The following is a 20466-nucleotide window of genomic DNA, read 5'->3' as shown; positions in this document are numbered from 1 at the left end:
CTCATGTTCACCATTGCAATCCCCCCGTGTCCTGAATCAGGTGTAACGCTCGGACGATGGGGATGATCTGGTGACGGAGACCAGCGGTCCGGCCCGCGATATCCCTGTGGTCTGGGGGAATGTCCCGCAGCGGAACAAGAACTTCACCGGACGCGAGGATCTCCTTGATCAGTTGAAGACGCAATTGGCCGCCCGGCAGCAGACCGCGGTCCTCCCGTTCGCGATCCGGGGTCTCGGCGGCGTGGGTAAAACACAGCTCGCGGCCGAGTACGCCTATCGCAACAGTGGTCGGTATCAGGTCGTCTGGTGGGTTTCGGCGGAAGACCTGGCCACCGCCCGCAGTGGTCTGTCGACGCTGGCGCCGCGCCTCGGTCTGCAGGAATTGAGCACCGGTCGTACGACGGAAGAAGCCGTAGCGGCAGTATTGGACTCCTTGCGTCGCGGCGTGCCGTTCGCACGATGGCTGCTGATTTTCGACAATGCAGATCAGCCGGAGGAACTCCGGGAGCTCCTTCCGCAAGGGCAGGCCGATGGACATGTCCTCGTGACCTCTCGCAACCACCGCTGGCAAAGCGTGGCCGAGACGGTCGAGGTCGACGTGTTCGCCCGGCCGGAGAGCCTCAAGTTCCTCAGCCGCCGCGTGGTCGAAATCAGCACCGCTGACGCCGACCGGCTGTCGGAGGAACTCGGCGACCTACCGCTGGCTCTCGAGCAGGCCGGCGCCCTGATGGTGGAAACCGGTATGCCGGTCGCTGACTACCTCAAACTACTTCAGGCCGAGGCGTCGAAGCTCCTCACCGAGAATCAGCCAACGGACTACCCGTTCTCGGTAGCCGCCGCGTGGAACATCTCGATGGCTCACGTGAGCAGGCAGACGCCGTTCGCACTGGAGATGCTGCAGCGGTGTGCTCTGTTCGGGCCCGAGCCGATCCCTCGTGACCTGCTCATCCGTGGCGCCCGGGTGCTTCCCGGTACGTTCGGTGAGAGCTTGCAGGACCCCATCGTCGTGGGTCGCGCGATGCGTGAGCTCGGCCGGTACGCGCTGGCGCGGATCGACAACAACCGGCGAACCGTCCAGGTGCACCGGTTGATCCAACGGCTCGTCCGGGATGGCCTGACGCCGGAGCAGATCGCGCAGATCCGGAACGAAGTGCACCTCCTCCTCGCCGAGCGCGACCCGGGGACGCCTTCGGAGATCGAAAGCTGGGGCCGCTACCAGGAGCTGTACGTCCACTTGGGCCCGTCCGATGCTGCCGAGTCGGCCGACCCGAAGGTGCGTCGCCTGATTCGCAACACCGCGCTGTACTTGTACGCGACGGGGGAGTACCGCGCATGTCTCGCGCTGATCGACCAGGCGCTGGAGAGCTGGGGTAAGACCTCGGGCCCGGACAATCCTGACGTGCTATTGGTGCAGGCGCAGAAGGCAGATGCGCTGTGGGGGCTCGGGCGCTATCGGGAGGCTTACCGTCTTCGCCGTCCCACGCTCGAGCTCATGCGTACGGTGCTGGGCGCGGACGACGAGAACACCCTGTTCGTCACCAATGGCTTCGGGGCCGACCTACGAGTACGCGGGGAATTCCAGGCCGCCTTGGACTCCGACGGCGACTCGTTGCGCCGCCACCTACAGGTCTTCGGCGAGAGCAGTGCAGAGACGTTCAACGCGCGGAACAATCTTGCAGTAGACAACGAGCTGACTGGTCGTTACCCGGACGCACGCAAACTCTACGAAGAGAACTACACCGAAGCTCTGGCGTTCTACAGCCAGGACGACCACCCGTTCGTCGTGCTCACATTGAGCGGGATGTCACGTAACCTTCGCCACGAAGGTCGATATGGCGAGTCGTTGGAGCGCGCATATCTCGCGTACGACCGCTACCAGCGGCTCATCGCCCAGAAGACCCTGAACAAGAGCCATCTGTGGGTGCTTACTCAGAACCGTGACCTGTCGATCGGTGAGCGGCTAGCCGGCCAGGTCGAACCTGCCTTGGCCCGCGCACGCGCGGCGTACGACGACTTCCGCATGTCAGAGTTCGGCGAGGACCACCCTGACGCGCTGGCGGCCGGCATCAACCTCGGCAACGCCCTGCGACTGGCCGACTCTCTCGGTCTGCCTGGCGGCGATCTGCAGGCCGCCGTCGACTTGTTGAACAACACAGTCGAGCGTTACGGCGAGGTCTGGCGCGAGACGCACCCGTTCGCGCACGCCGCTCGCATCAATCTCGCGATCGCCCAATTCACGCTGAACAACTACGAAGTCGCCAGGAGCTACCTGGAGGCTGCCCGTGACGGTCTCGAGGCCACCGTTGGCGACGGACACCACTACACACTGATTTGCTTGAGCAATCTGGCGACCGCGCTCGCTGAACTCGATCGTGCAGAAGAAGCCCGGCAAATCGGCGAAGCCATTGTTCCTAGGCTTCGAGCATCCCTGGGCAAGGACCACCCCCATACGCTCGGCGCCGTGCTCAATCTCGGCCTCGACCGCATCAAGACTGGTGCTGGCGAAGACGGCGAGGCGCTGCGGCAGGAGGCGTTGACCCGCTTCGCATCAGTTCTCGGAGCCGACCACTACGACGTGGAGACCGCTCGGCGGCGCGGACGTGTCTCCTCAGTGATCGAGCCTCCGCCCGTTTAGTGCGGCGCCGGTCGCGATCCAGTCAGCGATGAATTCGGGTTCGGGCGAGTCGCTCGGCGGAAGTATCTCGTGGAGTGCCCGGACGAGCGCCGGATGGTCGACCAAAGCGATGCCTGCCGGTGTCCCGAGGTGATGATGGGCCAATGCGAGGCCGACCCACGCCTCGGACTCAGCCGTACCGGCGCGGATGGTCGAGCCGTACAACCGAGCCGCGTTGGCGTGGTCACCGCGTGAGTACGCCAAATCGGCTTCCCGCAAACCGTCGGCATGACGGACGCCGGCGGCTTGCGAACTGATCAAACGTGTCATCGCAAGGCGCTGGCGGCCGCTGCTCCGAGACGCTCGGGAGCCCGCTACCGGGCGAATCGACATCGGTGCGGGAGACACGTACGGTCGGCCATGTCGCCAGGCGTCTGCCAAGGCGAGTACGACGTTCTCGTCGGGGCGGACATTACGAAGGCGCCAGCTGATCCGGTTTTCTCGTTCGGCATCTTCTGCCACCTCAGCCGCGACCGCGGGTACGGGTTCGGCAAGATGGGGTGCCAAGGCTTCGCGCATTCCTGCTACGAACCTGACACCGGTGTCAGTCAGCACGTCGGACTGTGACAAAGCGTCAAGGACGAGGGCCGTCGCCTGTCGCCAGCGCGCGAACGAGTAATGCATCGTCAGTCCGTCATCGTGGTCTCGTTCGATAGCCCAGTACTGGACCAGGCCCAAGTGGGCATATGCGCCGTGTAGCAGTCCGAGAGCGGGTCGCGGGTCCGTGCGCCAGGGTGCGTAGAAGAGCCTGTCGCTCGATCGAGTGAGGGGCACGAGGGCGAGAAGAGAAGCCAGTTTGAGGTGTTGGTGTTCGTGGACCAGTGTCTCAGCCATCGTTGACCCGCTCGCCGGCTTAGTGAGTGCCACGCCGCCAGGTCGGTCACTCGACGAAGCGCTGACCTGTAGCTCACCTACCGGGGTGATCAACGGTGTGAGGGACGTGACGTCGCGCGCGATCGACGCCGCCCGGTGGGGGTGGCGTCGTACCAACCGGTCCCAAGCATCCCGCAGGCTCGCCTGCCACTGGGGGATCACTTCGTCCGCCAGGCGTTCGGCAGCCGCCAACTCATCCGGCACCCGATGCGGATCGACGTCGTCGAGGAGAAGCTCGAGACGGCGGCCGTCTGTTTCCGCGATGAATTGCCGGACCGGCTCCCAGTTGCCGGAAGCTTCGAGGCGAATCACACCAGGTGTCACCGACGCCGTGAGCCACCGTTGCACGCCCAACCCGCTGTAGCGTCCGACGCTCGGCAGCGGCACGGTGCCGTCTGCCCGAACCCTGACGCTTACATCACCCGTCAGCCCGGCCCGGTAGAGCGCGGCGGCTACGATTCCGCCGAAGTATCCCGCCGCGTTTACGAGATCGCCAGATTCTCGGAGGACCTGCATTCCCCACCCGCCGATCGCTGGATGATCGAGCACGCTGTCCACAGCGGCGGGCGCTACCCGTGCCGCATTGGCGAGGAGGGCCCACGCGGCGTCCACCGACGCGAGATAGTCGGGTTCCAGTCGACGGCGGACAGCAAGAAGGAGAAGCCGCCTCTTGCTGTGGAGGGCGGCAGGAAGGGCCTCGGTCTCGTCAGCGCCACCTGTCGCCAGCGCGAGGAATACTGCGCCTGGTACGCGGTGATTCGACACCTCAGGAGTGCCCACCGAGATCCTGAGCAATCGTCGATCTGATTCGCTTCGCCAGTGCGAACAGGTCTGGACAATAGACGGACGGATTTCGGAAGCCCGACCCGGTGCGGTATCTATGACCATAGAAACCGCCGCCGCACACCTTTCCGAACCGGCACTGCCGGCACTCTGGAGCGAGTGCTTCTACGCCGATTTGGCGCGCAACGACTCCAGGATGACGTAAGGCTGCGTCGATTGAATCGGTCCGCACGTGCAGCCCTGTAGCCGCGGCGCCGGCATACGCATTTCGCAGCGTATCGACCTGCTCGATCGCTCCGTCGGTTTCAACTACGAGGGTAGCCACCGGCGACAAGCCCACGTTCTCGCTCCGGCTCCGACCGCCGATCAGCAACTGGATGATCTCCTCGAACAAGCGGATCCCGGGGCGGTTGCCGCTGTCCGCGTACCATCGCTCAAAGATCGGGATCAGCCAATCGGCATACGGGGTCGAGGCGTCGTCGGGACGGCCCGGCGGCCGAGTGGTCCAATCGCCGTGCGGCAACAAAAAATCGAGCCGGGGTGGGTCGAATCCGGCCAGTCGTGCGTAGGCCTCGATCGGTTCCTGGTCGAGGTCGATGACGCAGAGCAATCCGGCGTAGATCCCGCGGTTCTCGGGACGCGTCAGAAGGGCCAGTGCGCGCTCCACAGCGGGCCCACTCGAACTGCCGTCGAGGTAGCGACGATGGCGGTCATGTGCGGCTCGGGTCCCATCGATGCTGACCCCGATGCGAATGTTTCGGGATCGGAGCACGTCCAACGTGGCTTCGTCGAGTAGCACACCGTTCGTTTGCAGGGACGCGTCGAGCGTGACGCCGGGCGGCAGCGCATCCTGCAGAAGATCGACGGCACGGCGGAGATATGCGGATCCAGTGAGCAGTGGCTCTCCGCCGTGGAAGACGATCGCGACTCGCTTCACGCGATGCGCAGCGGCGTGCTGTCCTATTCGGCGCGCTGCATCCGTGAGGGTTTCCTCGGACATGCGGCGCGGTCGGTCTCGCCAGCTCTGATCGGCGTGCTCATACACATAGCAATAGGTGCAAGCGAGGTTGCAACGGCTGTGCACCTTGAGGATGAATTGTGTTATTGGTACAGGTCGCCAGCCGCTTCCGACCAGCGCATCGATGTCGAGTTCATCGTTCGGCCACTCTGACCGAGCGTGCTCGCTGCGGTGAGTTAACGGCATGCAGTCCGCCCCCGGTCGGCTTCCAGCATTGTTAAATACTGGAACTGAACGATGCCGTGGTCTGATCGGAGGACTTTGCCTCTTGAGCGAGCCGCGTCAGCGCATCCTTTAGTGTCGAGTCCTCCATGTCGGCGAGATCCGCCAGATCAACGCCGGTCAGATCGACCAGATCGGAGTCGAGTTCAGGGTGCGGTTCGGTCATTCGCGAGCCTCCGTACCACGCTATTCGCCTAAAGCTAGCGTAACCCACGCGGAATGAAGGGCAGTTGGCCAGAGTTCGCGCAAACAACACAGTGGACCCCGACCGGTCCGGTAACCGACCGTTAAATCACAGCAGTATCAGCAGTCACATTCACGGATAGGGGATCGGCTGTTCGCCGATGGGGAGTACCACCCGGTCCAGGGGCACGAACTTGAAGTTCTGCTTCAGCACGGTCTGCCCCTGCACGTTGTAACCGTCCTGGCAGATGAACATGCCGGTCGGGAACGCCGGGCCGAGCGGCCGGGACGTGGCGTCGATGCCGTCGGTGTCCTGGCACCCGTCCACGCCGCCGCTGTTCACCACGCGGAACCGCCCGAGGTACTTGTTGTCCATCCGGCCGTACACGGTGAAATCGCTGCTGCCCTGGGACGACGCGTACAGCCGGTCACCGGCGATGGCCAGACCCTCGACGTCGGCCTGGATGTTGCCCTCCCGTTCGGGGCGGGCGCCGTCGACCAGGGTGCGGGTGCGGCCGGCGTCGGGCTCGGCACCGTAGCGCCAGATGCCGACCTTCTCCTGGCCGATGTAGAGCGCACCGGACGCGTCGTCGGCGACGCAGCCCTCGACGGCTCGGCCCAGGTTGAACAGGCGCACGGACTTGGCGGACACGCGCGAGCCGGTCACGGTCAACTCCCACTGCTCGACCCGGCCCGACACCGCATTCGGGAAGGCGTACAGCTTGCTCGTCTTCGGAGACTGATACATGCACAGGCCGTGCGCGGTCACGGTCGTCGGCACGACGGCCGCCGACGAGAGACGCCGGGTGGCCGGATCCACCAGGAAGATCTGCAGCACACCCTCGTCCGTGTCGTCGTCGGCCGCCACCACGACGTTGCCCCGCACGTCGACGTTGTTCGGGAACACGTCGGGGATGCGCTGGAGTCGCTTGCCGGTGAGGTCGTACGTCTCGAGTGCGCCCTTCTTGTCGGTGCCGATCACCATCGATTGCGACGAGTCGGTGGGGTGGAACCAGAACGCGGGGTCGTCGGCGGCGTCGCCGGAGTGATCGACCGGCTCGGTCTCGACGGTCGCGCCGGCGGTGACCGCGGAGGCAGCGGCAGCGGCCGGTCTCGGCGACGACGGCACGCTGCTGCCTGTGACCACCGTGACGGCGAGTGCCGCTACCAACCCGAGCGCGATCCGCATGTAGTTACGGTAGCGACACGTACCGACACTTATACCGAAGACACGCGACGGGCCACCGTGACCCCGTCGCCCAGCGGCAGAACCGCGTGCGTCACCCGCGGATCGGCGCGCACGTGCTCGTTGAACGCGCGGATCGCCGCGCCTCCCGGACGCGTCGGATTCTCCTCCAGTACCGACAGGTGGAAGAACACGTTGTCGACCAGCAACAGACCTCCCGGCCGCATCCGCGGCACCAGCTCCTCCCAGTACGCGAGGTAGTTCGGCTTGTCGGCGTCGAGGAACACGAGGTCGATCGTCGGCTCGGCGGGTAGCGCGCGCAGGGAGTCGAGGGCCGGCCCCAGCTGGAGCTCGATCCGGTCGGCGACCCCGGCGCGCTCCCAGTACCGCTGCGCCACCGACGTCCACTCCTCGTTGACGTCGAGACACAGCAGGCGCCCGCCGTCGGCCAGGCCACGGGCGATGGCGAGCGACGAGAACCCCGTGAACGTGCCGACCTCCACCGCCGAGCGCGCCCCGACCAGCTGCGTCATCAACGTGAGGAACCCTGCCTGCTCCGGCGGGATCTGGATCCCCGCGGAGCTCGGGAACAGCTCGGCGGTCTCGGCGATCAGATCCTCCGCCAGCTCGTCCAGCGACGGTCCGATCGCGATCGTGTAGTCGTACAGGTCTCCTGGCATCCACTCGTTTCGATGCGTCACGGAACCACCGTAGGCTGGTTCCAGTGACGCGTACCCGAGCTACCTACCTCGTCTACGCAGTGCTCGGGTTCTACGGCTGGTTCATCTACGGATTCGGGCCCGTGGTGCCACTGCTGCGCGACGAGCAAGGCACGAGCAGAGCCGTGGCCAGCCTGCACGGCACCGCGCTCGCCGTCGGCGCCCTCGCCGCGGGAGCACTCTATCCGCTCCTCGCCCGCCGGCTCGGGCGCGCGAGGACCCTGTGGACAACCCTCGGCGGACTGTCCGTCGGCATCGTGGTGATCGCGCTGGTGCCGTCGGTGCCCGTGCTGACGATCGCCGCCACGCTCTGCGCGGGCACCGCGGGAGCCGTGCTGGTCAACAGCATCGCGCCCACCCTGCTCAGCATCCACGGCTCCGCGTTCTCCGGTGCCGCGCTCACCGAGGGCAACGCGATCGCCTGCGGCGTCGGGCTGGTGGCTCCGTTGGCGGTCGGGTTCTCCCTCGACCAGGGTTACGGTTGGCGGCCCGCGCTCGTCGTGGCGAGCGTCCTCGCGGCCGGAATCGCTGTGCTCGCCCGGGTCACGGCGACCCGCCTGCCTTCCGGAACGGTTCTTCATCCCGACGTCGATCAAGCCGCCGCCGAGCCCGACGTCGATCAGGACGCCATGACGACCCGGCGACCCATGCCGCGCCGATTCTGGGTGACCTGGGCGATCATGCTCTGCTGCATCGCCGCGGAGTTCGCCACCACGCTGTGGGCCTCCGACGTGCTGCGTCACCGCACGGGTTCGAGCGCCGCCCTCGCCACGGCCGCGGTCACGGCGGTGATCGGGGGGATGTGCGCCGGACGGATCGTCGGTGCGGTGTCGGCTGCCCGTGCGCCGGGGTCGTTGCTGCTCCTGCCCGCGTTGGCGGTCGCGCTGGTCGGCGGAGGCATTTTCTGGGTCACGACGTCGCCGGTGGTCGCGATCGTCGGGCTCGCGGTGCTGGGCCTCGGGCTGGGCCCGACGTATCCGCTCGCGGTCGACCTCGCGATGCAGGCGTCCGACGGTCAGCCCGACCGTGCCGCGGGCTACGCCTCGTACGCCGCCGGCCTGGCGATCGGCAGCGGCCCGTTCGCTCTCGGCGCCCTGGCCGACCAGGTCGGCCCCCACGGCGCCTTCCTGGTGGTCCCAGCCCTCTTCCTCACCGCCCTGGCCGGCGTCCTGACGATTCGCCGAATGAAGCTCACACCCACAGATCAACAGCGCTGACGTCGAGCTCGGCCAGGAGCCGGCGGAACGTCGGTAGCGACAACCCGACCACGTTCGTGTGGTCCCCGTCGATGCCGTCGACGAACAGCGAACCTCGCCCGTCGATGGTGAACGCCCCCGCCACGAACAGCGGCTCCCCGGTAGCGACGTACGCCGCGATCTCGTCCCCGCTCGGCGTGCCGAACCGCACGACGGTGGACGCCACGGCCGAGCATTCACGCCCACCGACCACGATGCAGTGCCCGGTCCGCAGGATGCCGGTGCGCCCCGACATCAACTGCCACCGCGCTACCGCATCCGCGGCGTCCTTCGGCTTCCCGTAGGCCACCCCGTCCAACTCCAGCACGGAGTCACAGCCGACCACCACGGCGTCCGGAGCGGACAGGCCAGCGACGACGGCGCGGCACTTGAGCTGCGCCAGCGACAGGCAGATCTCCGTGGGCGTCCCGGTGGCCCCGGACTCGTCGACACCGGACACCACGACCTCCGGCGCGAAGCCCGCCGCCTGCAGCAACGCGAGCCGGGCCGGCGACTGCGACGCCAGAACCAGCCGCCTCACGACGTCAACGACTTCGTGAGGACGAGCGCCACGTCGGTCTCCCACAGATCCTCGAGCTGCAGGATCGGCGCGTATCCCCGACCCCGCCAGAACTGCCGGGTGGGCTCGTACGTGTGCGACGACGCCGACGTGATCGCCGAGATGTTCTGGAACCCCTGAGCGGCCAGCAGCCGCTCCACTCTGGTCAGCAGCGTCGTACCGACCCCGTGGTGCCGCATCGCCGCGTGCACGGCCATCCACGTGATCTCGGCGGCCTTGTCGCCGTGCCGCTTCCACGTGAGGAACGCCAGCACGTCGCCGCCCGGCCCGAGCGCGACCAGCCCACCCTGTGTACCGAGGTCACGCGCGGCCTGGGCGATGCTGCGGCCGGGAGGAGCCGACTCCTCCTCGTCGTCGGGCATTCCGTGGCGGCCGCGGCTCTGGCGGACCGGATGCGACGCGGTCACCCGGTGTGCGCTTCGGGGTGCACTCGCCGCGTGCACTTTCGGACGGTGGGCACCCACCTGCTCCGGCTCGACGTCGAGCGTCTCGACGTCTTTGGCGACGTCCTTCGCGGCGGCCTTCTTCGTGGCCTCGTCGCTGACCGCGAAGAACCGCGGCAGGGACGCGATGACCCGCAGGCAGCCCTCGACGTCGTCCCGCCGGAGCGGTCGGATCGAAAGGCTCATCGCGGGAGGCCGGAGGCGCGCCACGCCCCCGGACCCGCGGCGAGCGGAGCGCCGATCCGTGCTTCCTGTCTGCGCCAGAGCTCCCGCGGACGCGGCGGGGCCGAAGAAACCGCCGCCGATCGGGCCGCGAGTACACCGACCAGCGCGGCGAGTTCCTCGGCAGTGGGCACGCCTCGAAGGACTCGGATAACCGGCTCGTCGTCCTTGGTGGTCATCACGTCCCCATCGTCCGGTGCGGAGCGACCGTGCGGCAAGTTCACAGCGGAATGTTGCCGTGCTTCTTCGGAGGCAGCGTCTCCCGCTTCCCGCGCAGCATACGCAGAGCCCGCGCGATCTGGACGCGGGTCTGCGACGGCCGGATTATCTGGTCGACGTACCCGCGCTCGGCTGCGATGTACGGGTTGAACAGCGTGTCCTCGTACTCCGCGATCAGTTCCCGGCGGCGGACGGCCTGCTGCTCGGGGTCGTCGATCGACTGCAGTTCCCGCCGGTAGACGATGTTGGCTGCCCCCTGTGCGCCCATCACCGCGATCTGGGCGGTGGGCCAGGCCAGGTTGAGGTCGGCGCGCAGGTGCTTGGAGCCCATGACGTCGTACGCGCCGCCGAACGCCTTGCGGGTGATCAGCGTGACCTTCGGGACCGTGGCCTCGGTGTAGGCGTAGATCAGCTTCGCGCCGCGGCGGATGATGCCGTCCCACTCCTGGCCGGTGCCGGGCAGGAAGCCGGGGACGTCGACGAGCGTGATGACCGGGACGTTGAACGCGTCGCAGAACCGCACGAAGCGCGCAGCCTTCTCGGAGGCGTCGATGTCGAGCGTGCCGGCGAACTGCATCGGCTGGTTCGCGACGATGCCGACCGGGCGGCCCTCGACGCGGCCGAATCCGATCAGGATGTTCGGGGCGAACAGCGCCTGCACCTCGAGGAACTCGGAGTCGTCGACGATCGCCTCGATCACCCGGTGCATGTCGTACGGCTGGTTCGCCGAGTCCGGGATGAACGTGTCCAGGAAGTCCGCGTCGGTGTCCGAGGAGTTCTCGTAGACCGGCGCCTCGTCGAGGTTGTTGCTCGGCAGGTACGACAGGAGCGCTTTCACGTACTCCAGCGCGTCGTCCTCGTCGGCAGCCATGTGATGGGCGTTGCCCGACTTCGTGTTGTGGGTGCGTGCGCCGCCGAGGTCCTCGAACGAGACCTCCTCGCCGGTGACGGTCTTGATGACGTCGGGCCCGGTGATGAACATGTGCGAGGTCTGGTCGACCATGATCACGAAGTCGGTGAGCGCCGGGCCGTAGACGTGCCCGCCGGCGGTGGCGCCCATGATCAGCGAGATCTGCGGGATGACGCCGGAGGCCAGCACGTGTCGCTGGAAGATCTCCCCGTAGAGGCCGAGCGAGACCACACCCTCCTGGATGCGCGCGCCGCCGCCCTCGTTGATGCCGATGATCGGGCAGCCGATCTTCATCGCGAGGTCCTGCACCTTGACGATCTTCTCGCCGTAGACCTCACCGAGCGCGCCACCGTACACGGTCACGTCCTGGCTGAAGACGCACACCTGGCGACCGTCGATCGTGCCGTACCCGGTGATCACGCCGTCGCCGTAAGGGCGATTCTTCTCCAGGCCGAATTGCGTCGAGCGGTGCCGGGCGAACTCGTCGAGTTCGACGAAAGAACCCTCGTCGAGGAGAGCCTCGATGCGCTCGCGCGCCGTTTTCTTGCCCTTGGCATGCTGCTTCTCGACGGCCCGCTCGGATCCGGAGTGCACCGCCTCGTCCACTCGTCGTTCCAGGTCGGCGAGTTTCCCGGCCGTGGTGTGGATGTCCGGCCCGTCGATCGGCTCGGACGACTGAGTGGCTTCGAGAGTCATCGTTGATTGCCCTCCTCCGCAGCGGCGCGTTGGCGAGCCTAAAGCAGTTTTCTCGGAGGGTGAGCGAAGTAAGGCGTGGATCACTCTTTACGGTGCTTGGTGTGGACAACGGTAGGCAGGCACTGAATCGTGCAACGTTGCGGGATAAGATTCGGCACCCGTTCTGGGTCGACGTCGACGTGGTCGAACGGACCGGTTCGACGAACGCGGATCTGGCCGCCGCGGTCGGCCTCCCGGAGGGCACGGTCCTGGTCGCCGAGGTGCAGGACGCCGGGCGCGGCCGGATCGGGCGGGCGTGGACGTCCCCGCCCGGCGCGGGGCTGCTGTTCTCGGCCCTGCTGCGGCCGACCGAGGTGCCGCGCGAGCGCTGGGGCTGGCTCCCGCTGCTGGCCGGTGTCGCGTGCGTCGACGCCCTGACCGGCGTCGATGCTCACCTGAAGTGGCCGAACGACCTGCTCGTCGGGCCCGAGCGCAAGAAGGCCGCCGGCATCCTCGCCGAGGTCGCGGGAGACGCCGTCGTGCTCGGCATCGGGCTCAACGTGACGCTCACCGCCGACGAACTGCCCCCGGACCGCCCCGACACGACGTCACTGGCGTTGGCCGGGGCGCCGGTCCTCGATCGGGAACTGCTCCTGCCCGCGATCCTCGACGCCCTGGCCGAGAACTACGAGTCCTGGCGCACCGGGGGGGACGAAGCCCTGCGCGCCGCCTACCGGGAGCGCTGCGACACGATCGGCCGCCTGGTCCGGGTCTCGCTCCCCGCCGGCGAGACGCTGCACGGCCGGGCCACCGACGTCGACGCAGAAGGGCGCCTGGTCGTCGACGGCCGCGCGATCGCAGCCGGCGACGTCGTCCACGTCAGGCCGGAGTAAGCACCGTCAGGCGGCAACAGGGACCGCCTCCGGTGCTGCGGTCCGCGACGCCCAGCGCGTCGTCGTGAGCACGCCGGTGGCCGCCACCACGACGCCGATCACCGCGACCAGCCACCAGGCCGGGTGGGTCGCCTCCGGGAAGCCCGGGTCCTGGGCCGCGGCCCCCGCCGTCAACGTTCCGGCCACCGCGACGCCGAGCACCTGGCCGATCTGCCGCGCCGCCGACGTCGTCGCCGACGCGACCCCGGCCTGCGCCTTCGGCATCGACGAGACTGCGGTGTTCGTGATCGGCGTGTTCACCAGGCCGTGCCCGACGCCGAACACCGCGTACGCGACGGCCAGCACTCCGAGTGACGTCGATCCGGTCAGGAAGGACAGGATCACCCCGGAGACCAGCACTGCGCTCCCCGCCAGCATCATCGGAACCCGCACCCCGATCCGCCCGACCAGCCGCCCCGCCAGCGGGGAACAGACCACGGCCGCCAGCGCCAGCGGCAGGGTGAGCGCGCCCGCGGCCAGCGCCGAGTACCCCCGGTTCTGCTGCAGGTAGAGCGTGTTCAGGAACAGCAGCGCCGCCAGCGCGGCGAAGTGCAGCACCGCGACGACGCTCGCCCCGGCGAACGGCACACTGCGGAAGAACCGGACGTCGATGAGCGGCTGCGAACGGCGGAGCTCGTAGAAGACCAACGCGGCCACGGCAACCACCGCCAAGATCAACAGCCCGAAGATCTCGACCGACGCCCACCCCGCCGTCGGCCCCTCGATCAGCCCGTACGTGGCCGACGCCAGCGCCACCACGACCAGCACCTGCCCCACCGGGTCGAAGCGCCGCGGCACCGAGGCTTTCGACTCCGGCACGATCAGGTACGTCACCACCACGCCGATGAGACCCACCGGCACGTTGATCCAGAAGATAGACCGCCACCCGATCGTGTCGACGAGCAGCCCACCGACCAGCGGACCGAGCGCCATGCTGATCCCGGCCACCGAGCCCCAGGCGCCGATCGCCTGCGCGCGCTCGCGGGCGTCGGTGAACGTGTTCGTGATGATCGACATCGCGATCGGCGTGAGCATCGACCCGCCGATCGCCTGGAGCCCGCGGAACACCACGAGCCAGCCGAGGCTTGGCGCCAGGCTGCAGAGCAGCGAGCCGATCGTGAACAGCACCAGCCCCGTCTGGAAGACCCGGCGACGCCCGAACCGGTCACCCATCGAGCCGGCGAGCAGCAGCAGCGACGCGAGCACCACCAGGTAGGCGTCGACGGTCCACTGCAGGCCGGAGAGCGGAGCGTCCAGCTCCTTGCCCAGCGACGGCAGGGCGACGTTGACGATCGTGTTGTCCAGGCCCACGAGGAACAGGGCGAGGCAGCAGGTGGCGAGGACGGCGAGTCGGTGACGACGGGACAGTTCGGGCACGCCTCCAGCGAACACCCGAGCTATTTGTTTTGCCTACCAACGTGTTGGGTCACACAGCCTTGACCGACCCGATGGTGGAGGGCGGGCTCTCCCGACCCGACGACACCGCCGTCACGTAGTACTCGTACTCGTGCCCGACGGTCAGCCCCTGCCGGCCCCACTGCACGTCACGCGAGCCCTGCCCGGCCAGCTCGAACTCACCGCCGGCGGTGGCGTCACGCAAGTAGATGCGGTACTCGGCGGTCTGCGGCACCCGCTCCCAGGCGATCAGCAGCGCCCCGTTCTGGGCCAGCGACTTCACGTCCTTCGGCGTCGCGGGCACGGGCGGCCCGGGGACCGCACCGAAGACCCGGCCGTACGCGTACGAGTGCGCCAGTTGGTTCACGAACCGGCTGGCGATGAAGAACTCGCCCGCCTGCGTCGGGTGCGTCCCGTCCCACGTGTGCAGATTCTGTTTCCAGCCCGAACGCAGGTCGACGACGCTGACCAGCGAGTCGCTCGTGGTGCGGGCGCTGGCCACCTCGGTCAGGCGCGTCGCGAGCTCCACCATCACCGGCTGCGCGACCTCCCGGTGCCCGAAAGGCTGGCCCAGCAGGATCTGGGCGCGTGGATTGGCCTCCTGCACCTCGGCGACGATCCGGTCGAGGTTGGCCGCGGTGTCGGCGGCGGTGGAGCCCTGGATCGCGAGCGTGTCGTTGGTACCGAGGTCGATCATCACGAGGTCCGGGCGTTCGGACCGCATCAGATCCGGCACCCAGCCGACGACCGTCGACGCCGCGACACCAGCCTGCGAGTCGTGCCGGCTGCCCCACTGCGTGTGCGGAACCGCGTAGTCGCCGGTCCAGGTCTCGGTCTTGCTGCCCACCCACGTCGGCCGCGTCGTCGGGTCGAGCTTCTGCCAGGCCCAGTACCGCCAGGTGTGGTCGCCGAGCGCGCCCGACGTGATGCTGTCGCCGAGCGTCATGATGCGGGCGCCCTGGTCCGGTAAGCACGGGAAGCTCGTCGTGGCGTCGGTGTACCAGCGGCGGCAGCCGGTGCCGTCGAACGCCCAGCCCCGCTCGGCGCTGACCAGTTCCTCCACGTCGTCGCCGCTGGGCGCGACCGTGCCGGTCACGCAGTTGGCCGGCACGTCGGGCGCGTCGCCGCAGTCCACGAGGCTGCGTCGGGCGACCGTCAGCGTCGCGCCGGTCGCCGCCTCCGGTCCGGCGGGCAGCTGCGCCGTCACCGCGTAGTCGCGTCCGGGCGAGAACTGCTCCGGGCGCAGAGCGCCGATCCGCACCAACGTCTCGGTGCAGGTCCGTCCGACCTCTACCGCCAGGTACGGCTGAGCTTCCTTCGGTAAGCCATCGACGCTCATCGCGGCGCCGTCGGACTCGGCTCCCATCCAGCCGGGCGAACCCCCGCACGGGCCGGCCGTCCGCACCGCGAGGCGCAGCTCCAGACCGTGGTCGTCGAGCCGCTCGATCGCGTCGGCAGTGCGGAACCGGAACCGGATCCCGACCTGCTGGGTCTTGCCGCGCTTTTCCATCGTGAGCTGCCCGGCTTCGGGCGCCCAGGCGGCCCCGTCGTCGGTGGCGAACCCGTACCGCTTCGACGCGAGTTCGGGCGGCGGGGGAGCGTCGTCGCCGGACGTGCGCAGCAGCACGACGGCTATCCCCGCGAGCAGTGCGAGCACCACGCAGGCCGCGATCACCAGCCGACGCAACGCGCCTCCCGAGGATGGCATCGACACTCGGTCACACGGTAGGGCGCGAAGACGGATCGATCGGGTCGTTCGGGGAAAGTTGGACCGATACATCCGTGTCTTGCGTCGCATGTCCGGGAGTTGGCTGCGTAAGCGAACCGCGATCGGGAAACATGCGTTCCAAGCCCGGGGGCGGGCTGCGGAATGGGTGGGGGAAACAATGGAGAACTATGTCTCCTTTGACGGCAGTTCGTTGGCATATCGGCGGTGGGGCGGTGTTCGCGACTTACCGCCGGTGGTGTTGCTCCACGAGTTCGGTCTGAATCACGCCTTGAACTGGATCGCCACCGGCGTGGTCGACGCGGTGATCCGCACCGGCCGGCCGGTGATCGCGCTCGATGCGCGCGGCCACGGCGACTCGGACAAGCCGCGCGATCCGGCCCGCTACGGCGAGCGGACGATGGCACGGGATCTCGTCGCGCTGATCGACGAGATGAAGGCCGACGCCGTCGACGTGGTCGGTTACGGGATGGGGTCGGTGGTCGCGCTGCTGGCGGCCGTCCAGGACGTGCGCGTGCGGCGCGTGGTCGCGGGCGGCGTCGGGGCGAGCGTGGTGGAGATCGGCGGGGTCGACACCCGGGCGCGGGACCCGCGGATGTTGCTCGCGGCGTTGCGTGCGCCCGACGCCGAGGCGCTGACCGATCCGTACGCGCGCGAGTTCCGGCAGTGGGTGGACGCGGTGCAGTCGGATCGGGAGGCGCTGGCCGCGCAGCTCGTCGCGCTGCACGACGATCCGATCCCGCTGCGGCGGATCACCGCGCGGACGCTCGTGCTCGCCGGGTCGGAGGACCGGTTGGCGGCCCGGCCGGAGGTGCTGGTGCACGCGATTCCCAAGGCGGTCGGCCGGTTCGTGACCGGTGACCACGTCTCGGTGCTCGGTAATCCGGAGTTCCGGCAGCGGATTCTCGAGTTCCTGCAGTCACCGTAGGCCGAGGTAGGTGCTCACCGCGGTGAGCGCGGTGCGGTAGGTGGCCGCGGCCGTGGCTTCGTCGGGGTAGTGGCCGGCCAGCTCGAAACTGACCACGCCGTGCGCGGTCGCCCACAACAGGTCCGTCGCGTCCACGAGCGCGAGCTCCGCCGCGCTCAGGTCGCGGTCCGCGTCGCGAGCGCTCGGCGCTCGAAGGCGCCCGACCGCGTCGGCGAGGACGGTGAAGGCCTGCTTGGATTCGGCTACCGCCTCGGGGGAGGGGGTGAAGCCGGGGATCGCGTGGCCGAACATCACGCCGTAGTAGGCGCGTTCGGCGAGTGCGTTCTCCCGGTAGGCCCGGCCGGTGGCGGCGAGCCGGTCCGCCGGGTCGTCGCCGGCGGCCTCGACCGCTGCGGTCAGCCGGCGCCGCAGCCGGGCGAACCCCTCGCGGTACAGCGCCTCGGCGAGCCCGTCTTTCCCGCCGAACATCGTGTACAGCACCGTCGTCGAGCAGCCGATCTCGCCGGAGATCCGCCGCATGGTCAGCGCCTGCGGCCCCTCGGCGACCAGCAGCGCGCTCGCCGCGTCCAGCACGGTGCGCCGCAGCGCATCGTGCCCAGCCGCCTGCGCCCGCCGGTACGGCGTGTCCGTCGTCATCGGCTCTCCTTCGTGGCGGTGCTCATTGTGCTCCCGCGCGCTCAGGTGAGCGGACGATGGAGGGGGATTCCGGCTTCGGAGAGTTCCGTGGCGAGGCGGAAGTACTCGTCGCCGAACGGGTCCACGCCCCGCTGCGGCATCGCGCCCCGGCGCAGCGCCACGTTGTGCGGCGCCGCCTCCGCGGCGAGCGCGAAGTGTCGCTCGGCGGCGTCCGCGTGCCCGGCCGAAGCCAACCACCCGGCCAGCCGCGTCTCCGCGCGAGCGAACTGGTCGGCCTGCGACGGCAGGCGCAACTGCTCCCGCACCTGCTCGGGCGTCAGCCCGGGGTCCCCGTCGAGCACCCAGCGCCGCAGCGCGTCCCCGGACGTCTGCGCGCTCAGCCCGTTCCAGTCGCGGAACGTGTCGGTCGCGGTCTGCGAGTCCTGCGGCCGGACGATCCGGCCCTCCTCGTTCAGCCAGACGACGGTCGGCACGTTGACGACGTCGAACGCGTCCGCGGCCACCCCGTCGACGTCCACCAGCGCGGGATGGGTCGTCCCGGCCTCGGCGTGCCACGGCGCCGCGCTCGCGACGTCGGTGTCCAGCGCGATCGTCACGACGCTGAACCCGGACGACGCCAGTGCCGCGGAACGCTCCTGCCAGGCGCCGAGGTCGTAGCGGCAACCACACCACGACGCCCAGAACACCAGCGCGACTTTCGTCCCCCGGAACGAGGACAGCGCCACCGGCGCACCGGTCACCGTGGGCAGGATCAACTCCGGCGCGAGAGCGCCGGTCAGCGAGCGGCCCCGGGACGCGGCGTCCGGAACGGTGGCGAGCGCCCGCGCGTCGGGATCGACGGCGGTCACCAGGCCGGCCAGGGCCGCGAACCCGACGACGTCCAGGCCGTCGTCGTTTTCCAGGTCGCTCACGCGGAAGTTCGGGATGCAGGCGTCCCCGCGGCACCAGCCCGGGGCCGAGCGGTGCCAGCCGAACACGTCCTGCGTCGGGTCGGCGCGCAGCGTCCCGGTGGCGTCGACCGAAGCGCGCAGGGGAGAAGTGGTGGTGCCGTCGAGCACGGTCCAGGTGTCCATGCGTTCGACAGTAACAGTGTTATTTATCTACGACAATGTTATTACTCCCGAACCGCACCGAACGACTCAGGCGGTTGACACCCGAGCCGATGTGGGGATGCGACGCGTGATCACGATCGAGGAGCTTCCGAATGGCCGAGACGACCGTCGAATCGCGCCGCTCCGGCGGCTTCGCCTTCCGGCACCTCCCGGTGGCGTGGAAACTCCGGTCGCTGGCCGCGCTGGTCTGCGCGCTGCTCCTGGTGATCGGGCTTTACGGGCTGGTCCAGCTCGGCAGCACCCAGGATCGGCTGAAACAGCTCTACGACTCGAATCTGCAGAACGTTCTGCTGATCAACTCGATCGCGATGGACTACGGCGACGTCCGGCGCGAGTTGCTCAACCTTGCGGTCGCGCAGACCACCGAACAGACCGAGAAGGCCACCACCAACCTGCAGTCCGCGGCCGACAAGCTCAACACCGGTTGGGCGGAGTTCGCGAAGACGCAGGTCGGTGAAGGCGGCGACGAGCGGCAAGCGTTCAGCACGGCATGGTCGGGTTACCAGAAGGGGTTGGATCAGGCGATCCCGCTCGCCCGCGCGAACAACTACGCGGCGTTCAACCAACTTCGCGCGTCCACGATGACACCGCTGGCCAACTCCGGCGTCGCCGCGCTCACAGAGCTGGCCCGGTTGGAGTCCGTGGAAGCGAAGACGTCACTCGACCAAGCCGCCGACGCCTACGCCACGGCCCGCGTCCTGACGATCGCACTGATCGTCGTCGCGCTGATCGCCACGTTCGTCGTCGTTCAGCTGATCACCCGGTCGATCTCCCGTCCGCTGCGCGAGACCGTCCGGGTACTCGACGGGCTGGCCGACGGACGTCTCGACCAGCGGCTGGCCGTCGACAGCCGGGACGAGGTCGGGCAGATGGGCGGCGCGCTCAACAGCGCACTGGAGAAGCTGTCGGACACCGTCGGCACCGTCATCGAGTCCACCGACCAGCTCAACAGCGCGTCCAGCCAGATCAGCGGTGCGTCGCAGTCGCTCTCGCAGGCCGCCACCGAGCAGGCCGCGAGCGTCGAGGAGACCACGGCGAGCATCCAGCAGATGGGCGCGGGCATCTCGCAGAACAGCGAGAACGCCGGCGTCACCGAGGGCATCGCAACCAAGGCCGCCGCCGACGCCACCGAGGGCGGCAGCGCGGTGCTGCAGACCGTCGACGCGATGAAGCAGATCGCCAGCAAGATCTCGATCATCGACGACATCGCGTTCCAGACGAACATGCTGGCGCTCAACGCGACGATCGAAGCCGCCCGCGCCGGTGAGCACGGCAAGGGCTTCGCCGTCGTCGCGACCGAGGTCGGGAAACTCGCCGAACGCAGCCAGGTCGCCGCCGCCGAGATCAGCGAACTGGCGGCCGGCAGCGTCCACACCGCCGAGCGCGCCGGTCAGCTGCTGCAGGACATCCTGCCCGGCATCACCCGGACGTCCGACCTGGTGCAGGAGATCGCCGCGGCCAGCAGCGAGCAGACGTCGGGCATCCGCCAGATCGACACCGCGATGAACCAGATCAGCAAGATCACGCAGACGAACGCGTCCTCCAGCGAGGAGCTCGCCGCGACCGCCCAGCAGATGTCGGCGCAGACCGCGCAGCTCCAGGAGGTCATGGGCTTCTTCCAGACGTCGAACGCGCGCCGCCGGCCACCGGTTCTCAGCTACGGAGGGGGCACGTACGGCGGCGGCGGTACCCCGAAGAGAGCGACGGGATCGGCCAGGGTGACCCCGGCCGGTGCGCTGCCGGTCGGCTCCGGCCCGTCCGACGTCGACGACAGCAAGTTCGACCGGTTCTGAGC

At 68.6% G+C, this 20466-nt stretch carries 18 protein-coding genes; 5 read left to right on the top strand and 13 right to left on the bottom strand.

Annotation, left to right across the window (positions count from 1 at the left end; translation table 11 throughout):
- Nucleotides 1-70: 70 nt before the first annotated feature.
- Nucleotides 71-2635, top strand: coding sequence for an FxSxx-COOH system tetratricopeptide repeat protein (gene fxsT / locus ACGFY5_RS32425; protein WP_392725894.1), 2565 nt, complete (start codon nucleotides 71-73; stop codon nucleotides 2633-2635).
- Here fxsT and ACGFY5_RS32420 read toward each other — a convergent pair.
- The 5 genes from ACGFY5_RS32420 to ACGFY5_RS32400 all read right to left on the bottom strand — a co-directional run bounded on the left by ACGFY5_RS32420 (nucleotide 2609) and on the right by ACGFY5_RS32400 (nucleotide 7640).
- Nucleotides 2609-4327 (bottom strand): aKG-HExxH-type peptide beta-hydroxylase, encoded by a 1719-nt coding sequence (locus ACGFY5_RS32420; RefSeq protein ID WP_392725892.1) that lies wholly within the window; start codon nucleotides 4325-4327, stop codon nucleotides 2609-2611. The genes fxsT and ACGFY5_RS32420 overlap by 27 nt on opposite strands.
- Nucleotides 4314-5534 carry an FxsB family cyclophane-forming radical SAM/SPASM peptide maturase gene (locus ACGFY5_RS32415; RefSeq protein ID WP_392725890.1) on the bottom strand — a complete coding sequence of 407 codons (1221 nt, stop codon included), beginning with the start codon at nucleotides 5532-5534 and terminating at the stop codon, nucleotides 4314-4316. The genes ACGFY5_RS32420 and ACGFY5_RS32415 overlap by 14 nt, the downstream gene beginning before the upstream one ends.
- Nucleotides 5535-5565: 31 nt before the next feature.
- Entirely contained in the window at nucleotides 5566-5736 is a 171-nt protein-coding gene (gene fxsA / locus ACGFY5_RS32410) for an FxSxx-COOH cyclophane-containing RiPP peptide (protein WP_392725887.1), read from the bottom strand.
- Nucleotides 5737-5886: 150 nt separating this feature from the next.
- A complete protein-coding gene (locus ACGFY5_RS32405; protein WP_392725884.1) occupies nucleotides 5887-6942 on the bottom strand; it encodes a phytase in 1056 nt (351 codons plus the stop codon).
- A 29-nt stretch (nucleotides 6943-6971) separates the two neighbouring features.
- Nucleotides 6972-7640 (bottom strand): O-methyltransferase, encoded by a 669-nt coding sequence (locus tag ACGFY5_RS32400; RefSeq protein ID WP_392725881.1) that lies wholly within the window; start codon nucleotides 7638-7640, stop codon nucleotides 6972-6974.
- Nucleotides 7641-7663: 23 nt separating this feature from the next.
- On the opposite strand from ACGFY5_RS32400, the gene ACGFY5_RS32395 reads away from it, so the two are divergent.
- The gene (locus ACGFY5_RS32395) at nucleotides 7664-8875 is read left to right on the top strand and encodes an MFS transporter (protein ID WP_392725880.1); all 1212 of its coding nucleotides are present in this window, start codon (nucleotides 7664-7666) and stop codon (nucleotides 8873-8875) included.
- Here ACGFY5_RS32395 and ACGFY5_RS32390 read toward each other — a convergent pair.
- The 4 genes from ACGFY5_RS32390 to ACGFY5_RS32375 are packed head-to-tail and all read right to left on the bottom strand — an operon-like array spanning nucleotide 8850 to nucleotide 11963.
- On the bottom strand, nucleotides 8850-9434 hold the full coding sequence (locus tag ACGFY5_RS32390) for a Maf family protein (RefSeq protein WP_392725877.1): 585 nt from the start codon (nucleotides 9432-9434) through the stop codon (nucleotides 8850-8852). The two genes, ACGFY5_RS32395 and ACGFY5_RS32390, sit on opposite strands and share 26 nt — an antisense overlap.
- On the bottom strand, nucleotides 9431-10102 hold the full coding sequence (locus ACGFY5_RS32385; protein ID WP_392725875.1) for a GNAT family N-acetyltransferase: 672 nt from the start codon (nucleotides 10100-10102) through the stop codon (nucleotides 9431-9433). The genes ACGFY5_RS32390 and ACGFY5_RS32385 overlap by 4 nt, the downstream gene beginning before the upstream one ends.
- Nucleotides 10099-10317 carry an acyl-CoA carboxylase subunit epsilon gene (locus ACGFY5_RS32380; RefSeq protein WP_392726372.1) on the bottom strand — a complete coding sequence of 73 codons (219 nt, stop codon included), beginning with the start codon at nucleotides 10315-10317 and terminating at the stop codon, nucleotides 10099-10101. The genes ACGFY5_RS32385 and ACGFY5_RS32380 overlap by 4 nt, the downstream gene beginning before the upstream one ends.
- Nucleotides 10318-10358: 41 nt before the next feature.
- Nucleotides 10359-11963, bottom strand: coding sequence for an acyl-CoA carboxylase subunit beta (locus ACGFY5_RS32375; RefSeq protein ID WP_392725872.1), 1605 nt, complete (start codon nucleotides 11961-11963; stop codon nucleotides 10359-10361).
- A gap of 137 nt (nucleotides 11964-12100) precedes the next feature.
- Here ACGFY5_RS32375 and ACGFY5_RS32370 point away from each other — a divergent pair, with 137 nt between their 5' ends.
- On the top strand, nucleotides 12101-12835 hold the full coding sequence (locus ACGFY5_RS32370; protein ID WP_392725869.1) for a biotin--[acetyl-CoA-carboxylase] ligase: 735 nt from the start codon (nucleotides 12101-12103) through the stop codon (nucleotides 12833-12835).
- Between the two features lie 6 nt (nucleotides 12836-12841).
- On the opposite strand, the gene ACGFY5_RS32365 is transcribed toward ACGFY5_RS32370, so the two are convergent.
- Together ACGFY5_RS32365 and ACGFY5_RS32360 are read right to left on the bottom strand one after the other, a co-directional pair.
- The gene (locus tag ACGFY5_RS32365) at nucleotides 12842-14251 is read right to left on the bottom strand and encodes an MFS transporter (RefSeq protein ID WP_392725867.1); all 1410 of its coding nucleotides are present in this window, start codon (nucleotides 14249-14251) and stop codon (nucleotides 12842-12844) included.
- A 49-nt stretch (nucleotides 14252-14300) separates the two neighbouring features.
- Nucleotides 14301-15977, bottom strand: coding sequence for a GDSL-type esterase/lipase family protein (locus tag ACGFY5_RS32360; RefSeq protein ID WP_392726369.1), 1677 nt, complete (start codon nucleotides 15975-15977; stop codon nucleotides 14301-14303).
- A gap of 178 nt (nucleotides 15978-16155) precedes the next feature.
- On the opposite strand from ACGFY5_RS32360, the gene ACGFY5_RS32355 reads away from it, so the two are divergent.
- On the top strand, nucleotides 16156-16923 hold the full coding sequence (locus ACGFY5_RS32355) for an alpha/beta fold hydrolase (RefSeq protein ID WP_392725864.1): 768 nt from the start codon (nucleotides 16156-16158) through the stop codon (nucleotides 16921-16923).
- Here the strand turns inward: ACGFY5_RS32355 and ACGFY5_RS32350 are convergent.
- Nucleotides 16915-17559: a TetR/AcrR family transcriptional regulator gene (locus ACGFY5_RS32350; RefSeq protein WP_392725861.1), complete on the bottom strand. Its 645-nt coding sequence runs from the start codon at nucleotides 17557-17559 to the stop codon at nucleotides 16915-16917. The genes ACGFY5_RS32355 and ACGFY5_RS32350 overlap by 9 nt on opposite strands.
- A 41-nt stretch (nucleotides 17560-17600) precedes the next feature.
- Entirely contained in the window at nucleotides 17601-18632 is a 1032-nt protein-coding gene (locus ACGFY5_RS32345; protein ID WP_392725859.1) for a redoxin domain-containing protein, read from the bottom strand.
- Nucleotides 18633-18763: 131 nt separating this feature from the next.
- On the opposite strand from ACGFY5_RS32345, the gene ACGFY5_RS32340 reads away from it, so the two are divergent.
- Entirely contained in the window at nucleotides 18764-20464 is a 1701-nt protein-coding gene (locus ACGFY5_RS32340; RefSeq protein WP_392725857.1) for a methyl-accepting chemotaxis protein, read from the top strand.
- Nucleotides 20465-20466: the final 2 nt, after the last annotated feature.

Source organism: Cryptosporangium sp. NPDC048952 (genome assembly GCF_043197895.1).
GTDB lineage: Bacteria > Actinomycetota > Actinomycetes > Mycobacteriales > Cryptosporangiaceae > Cryptosporangium.
The sequence above is the reverse complement of the archived record's forward strand: the minus strand, read 5'-3'. Positions and strand labels throughout refer to the sequence as shown.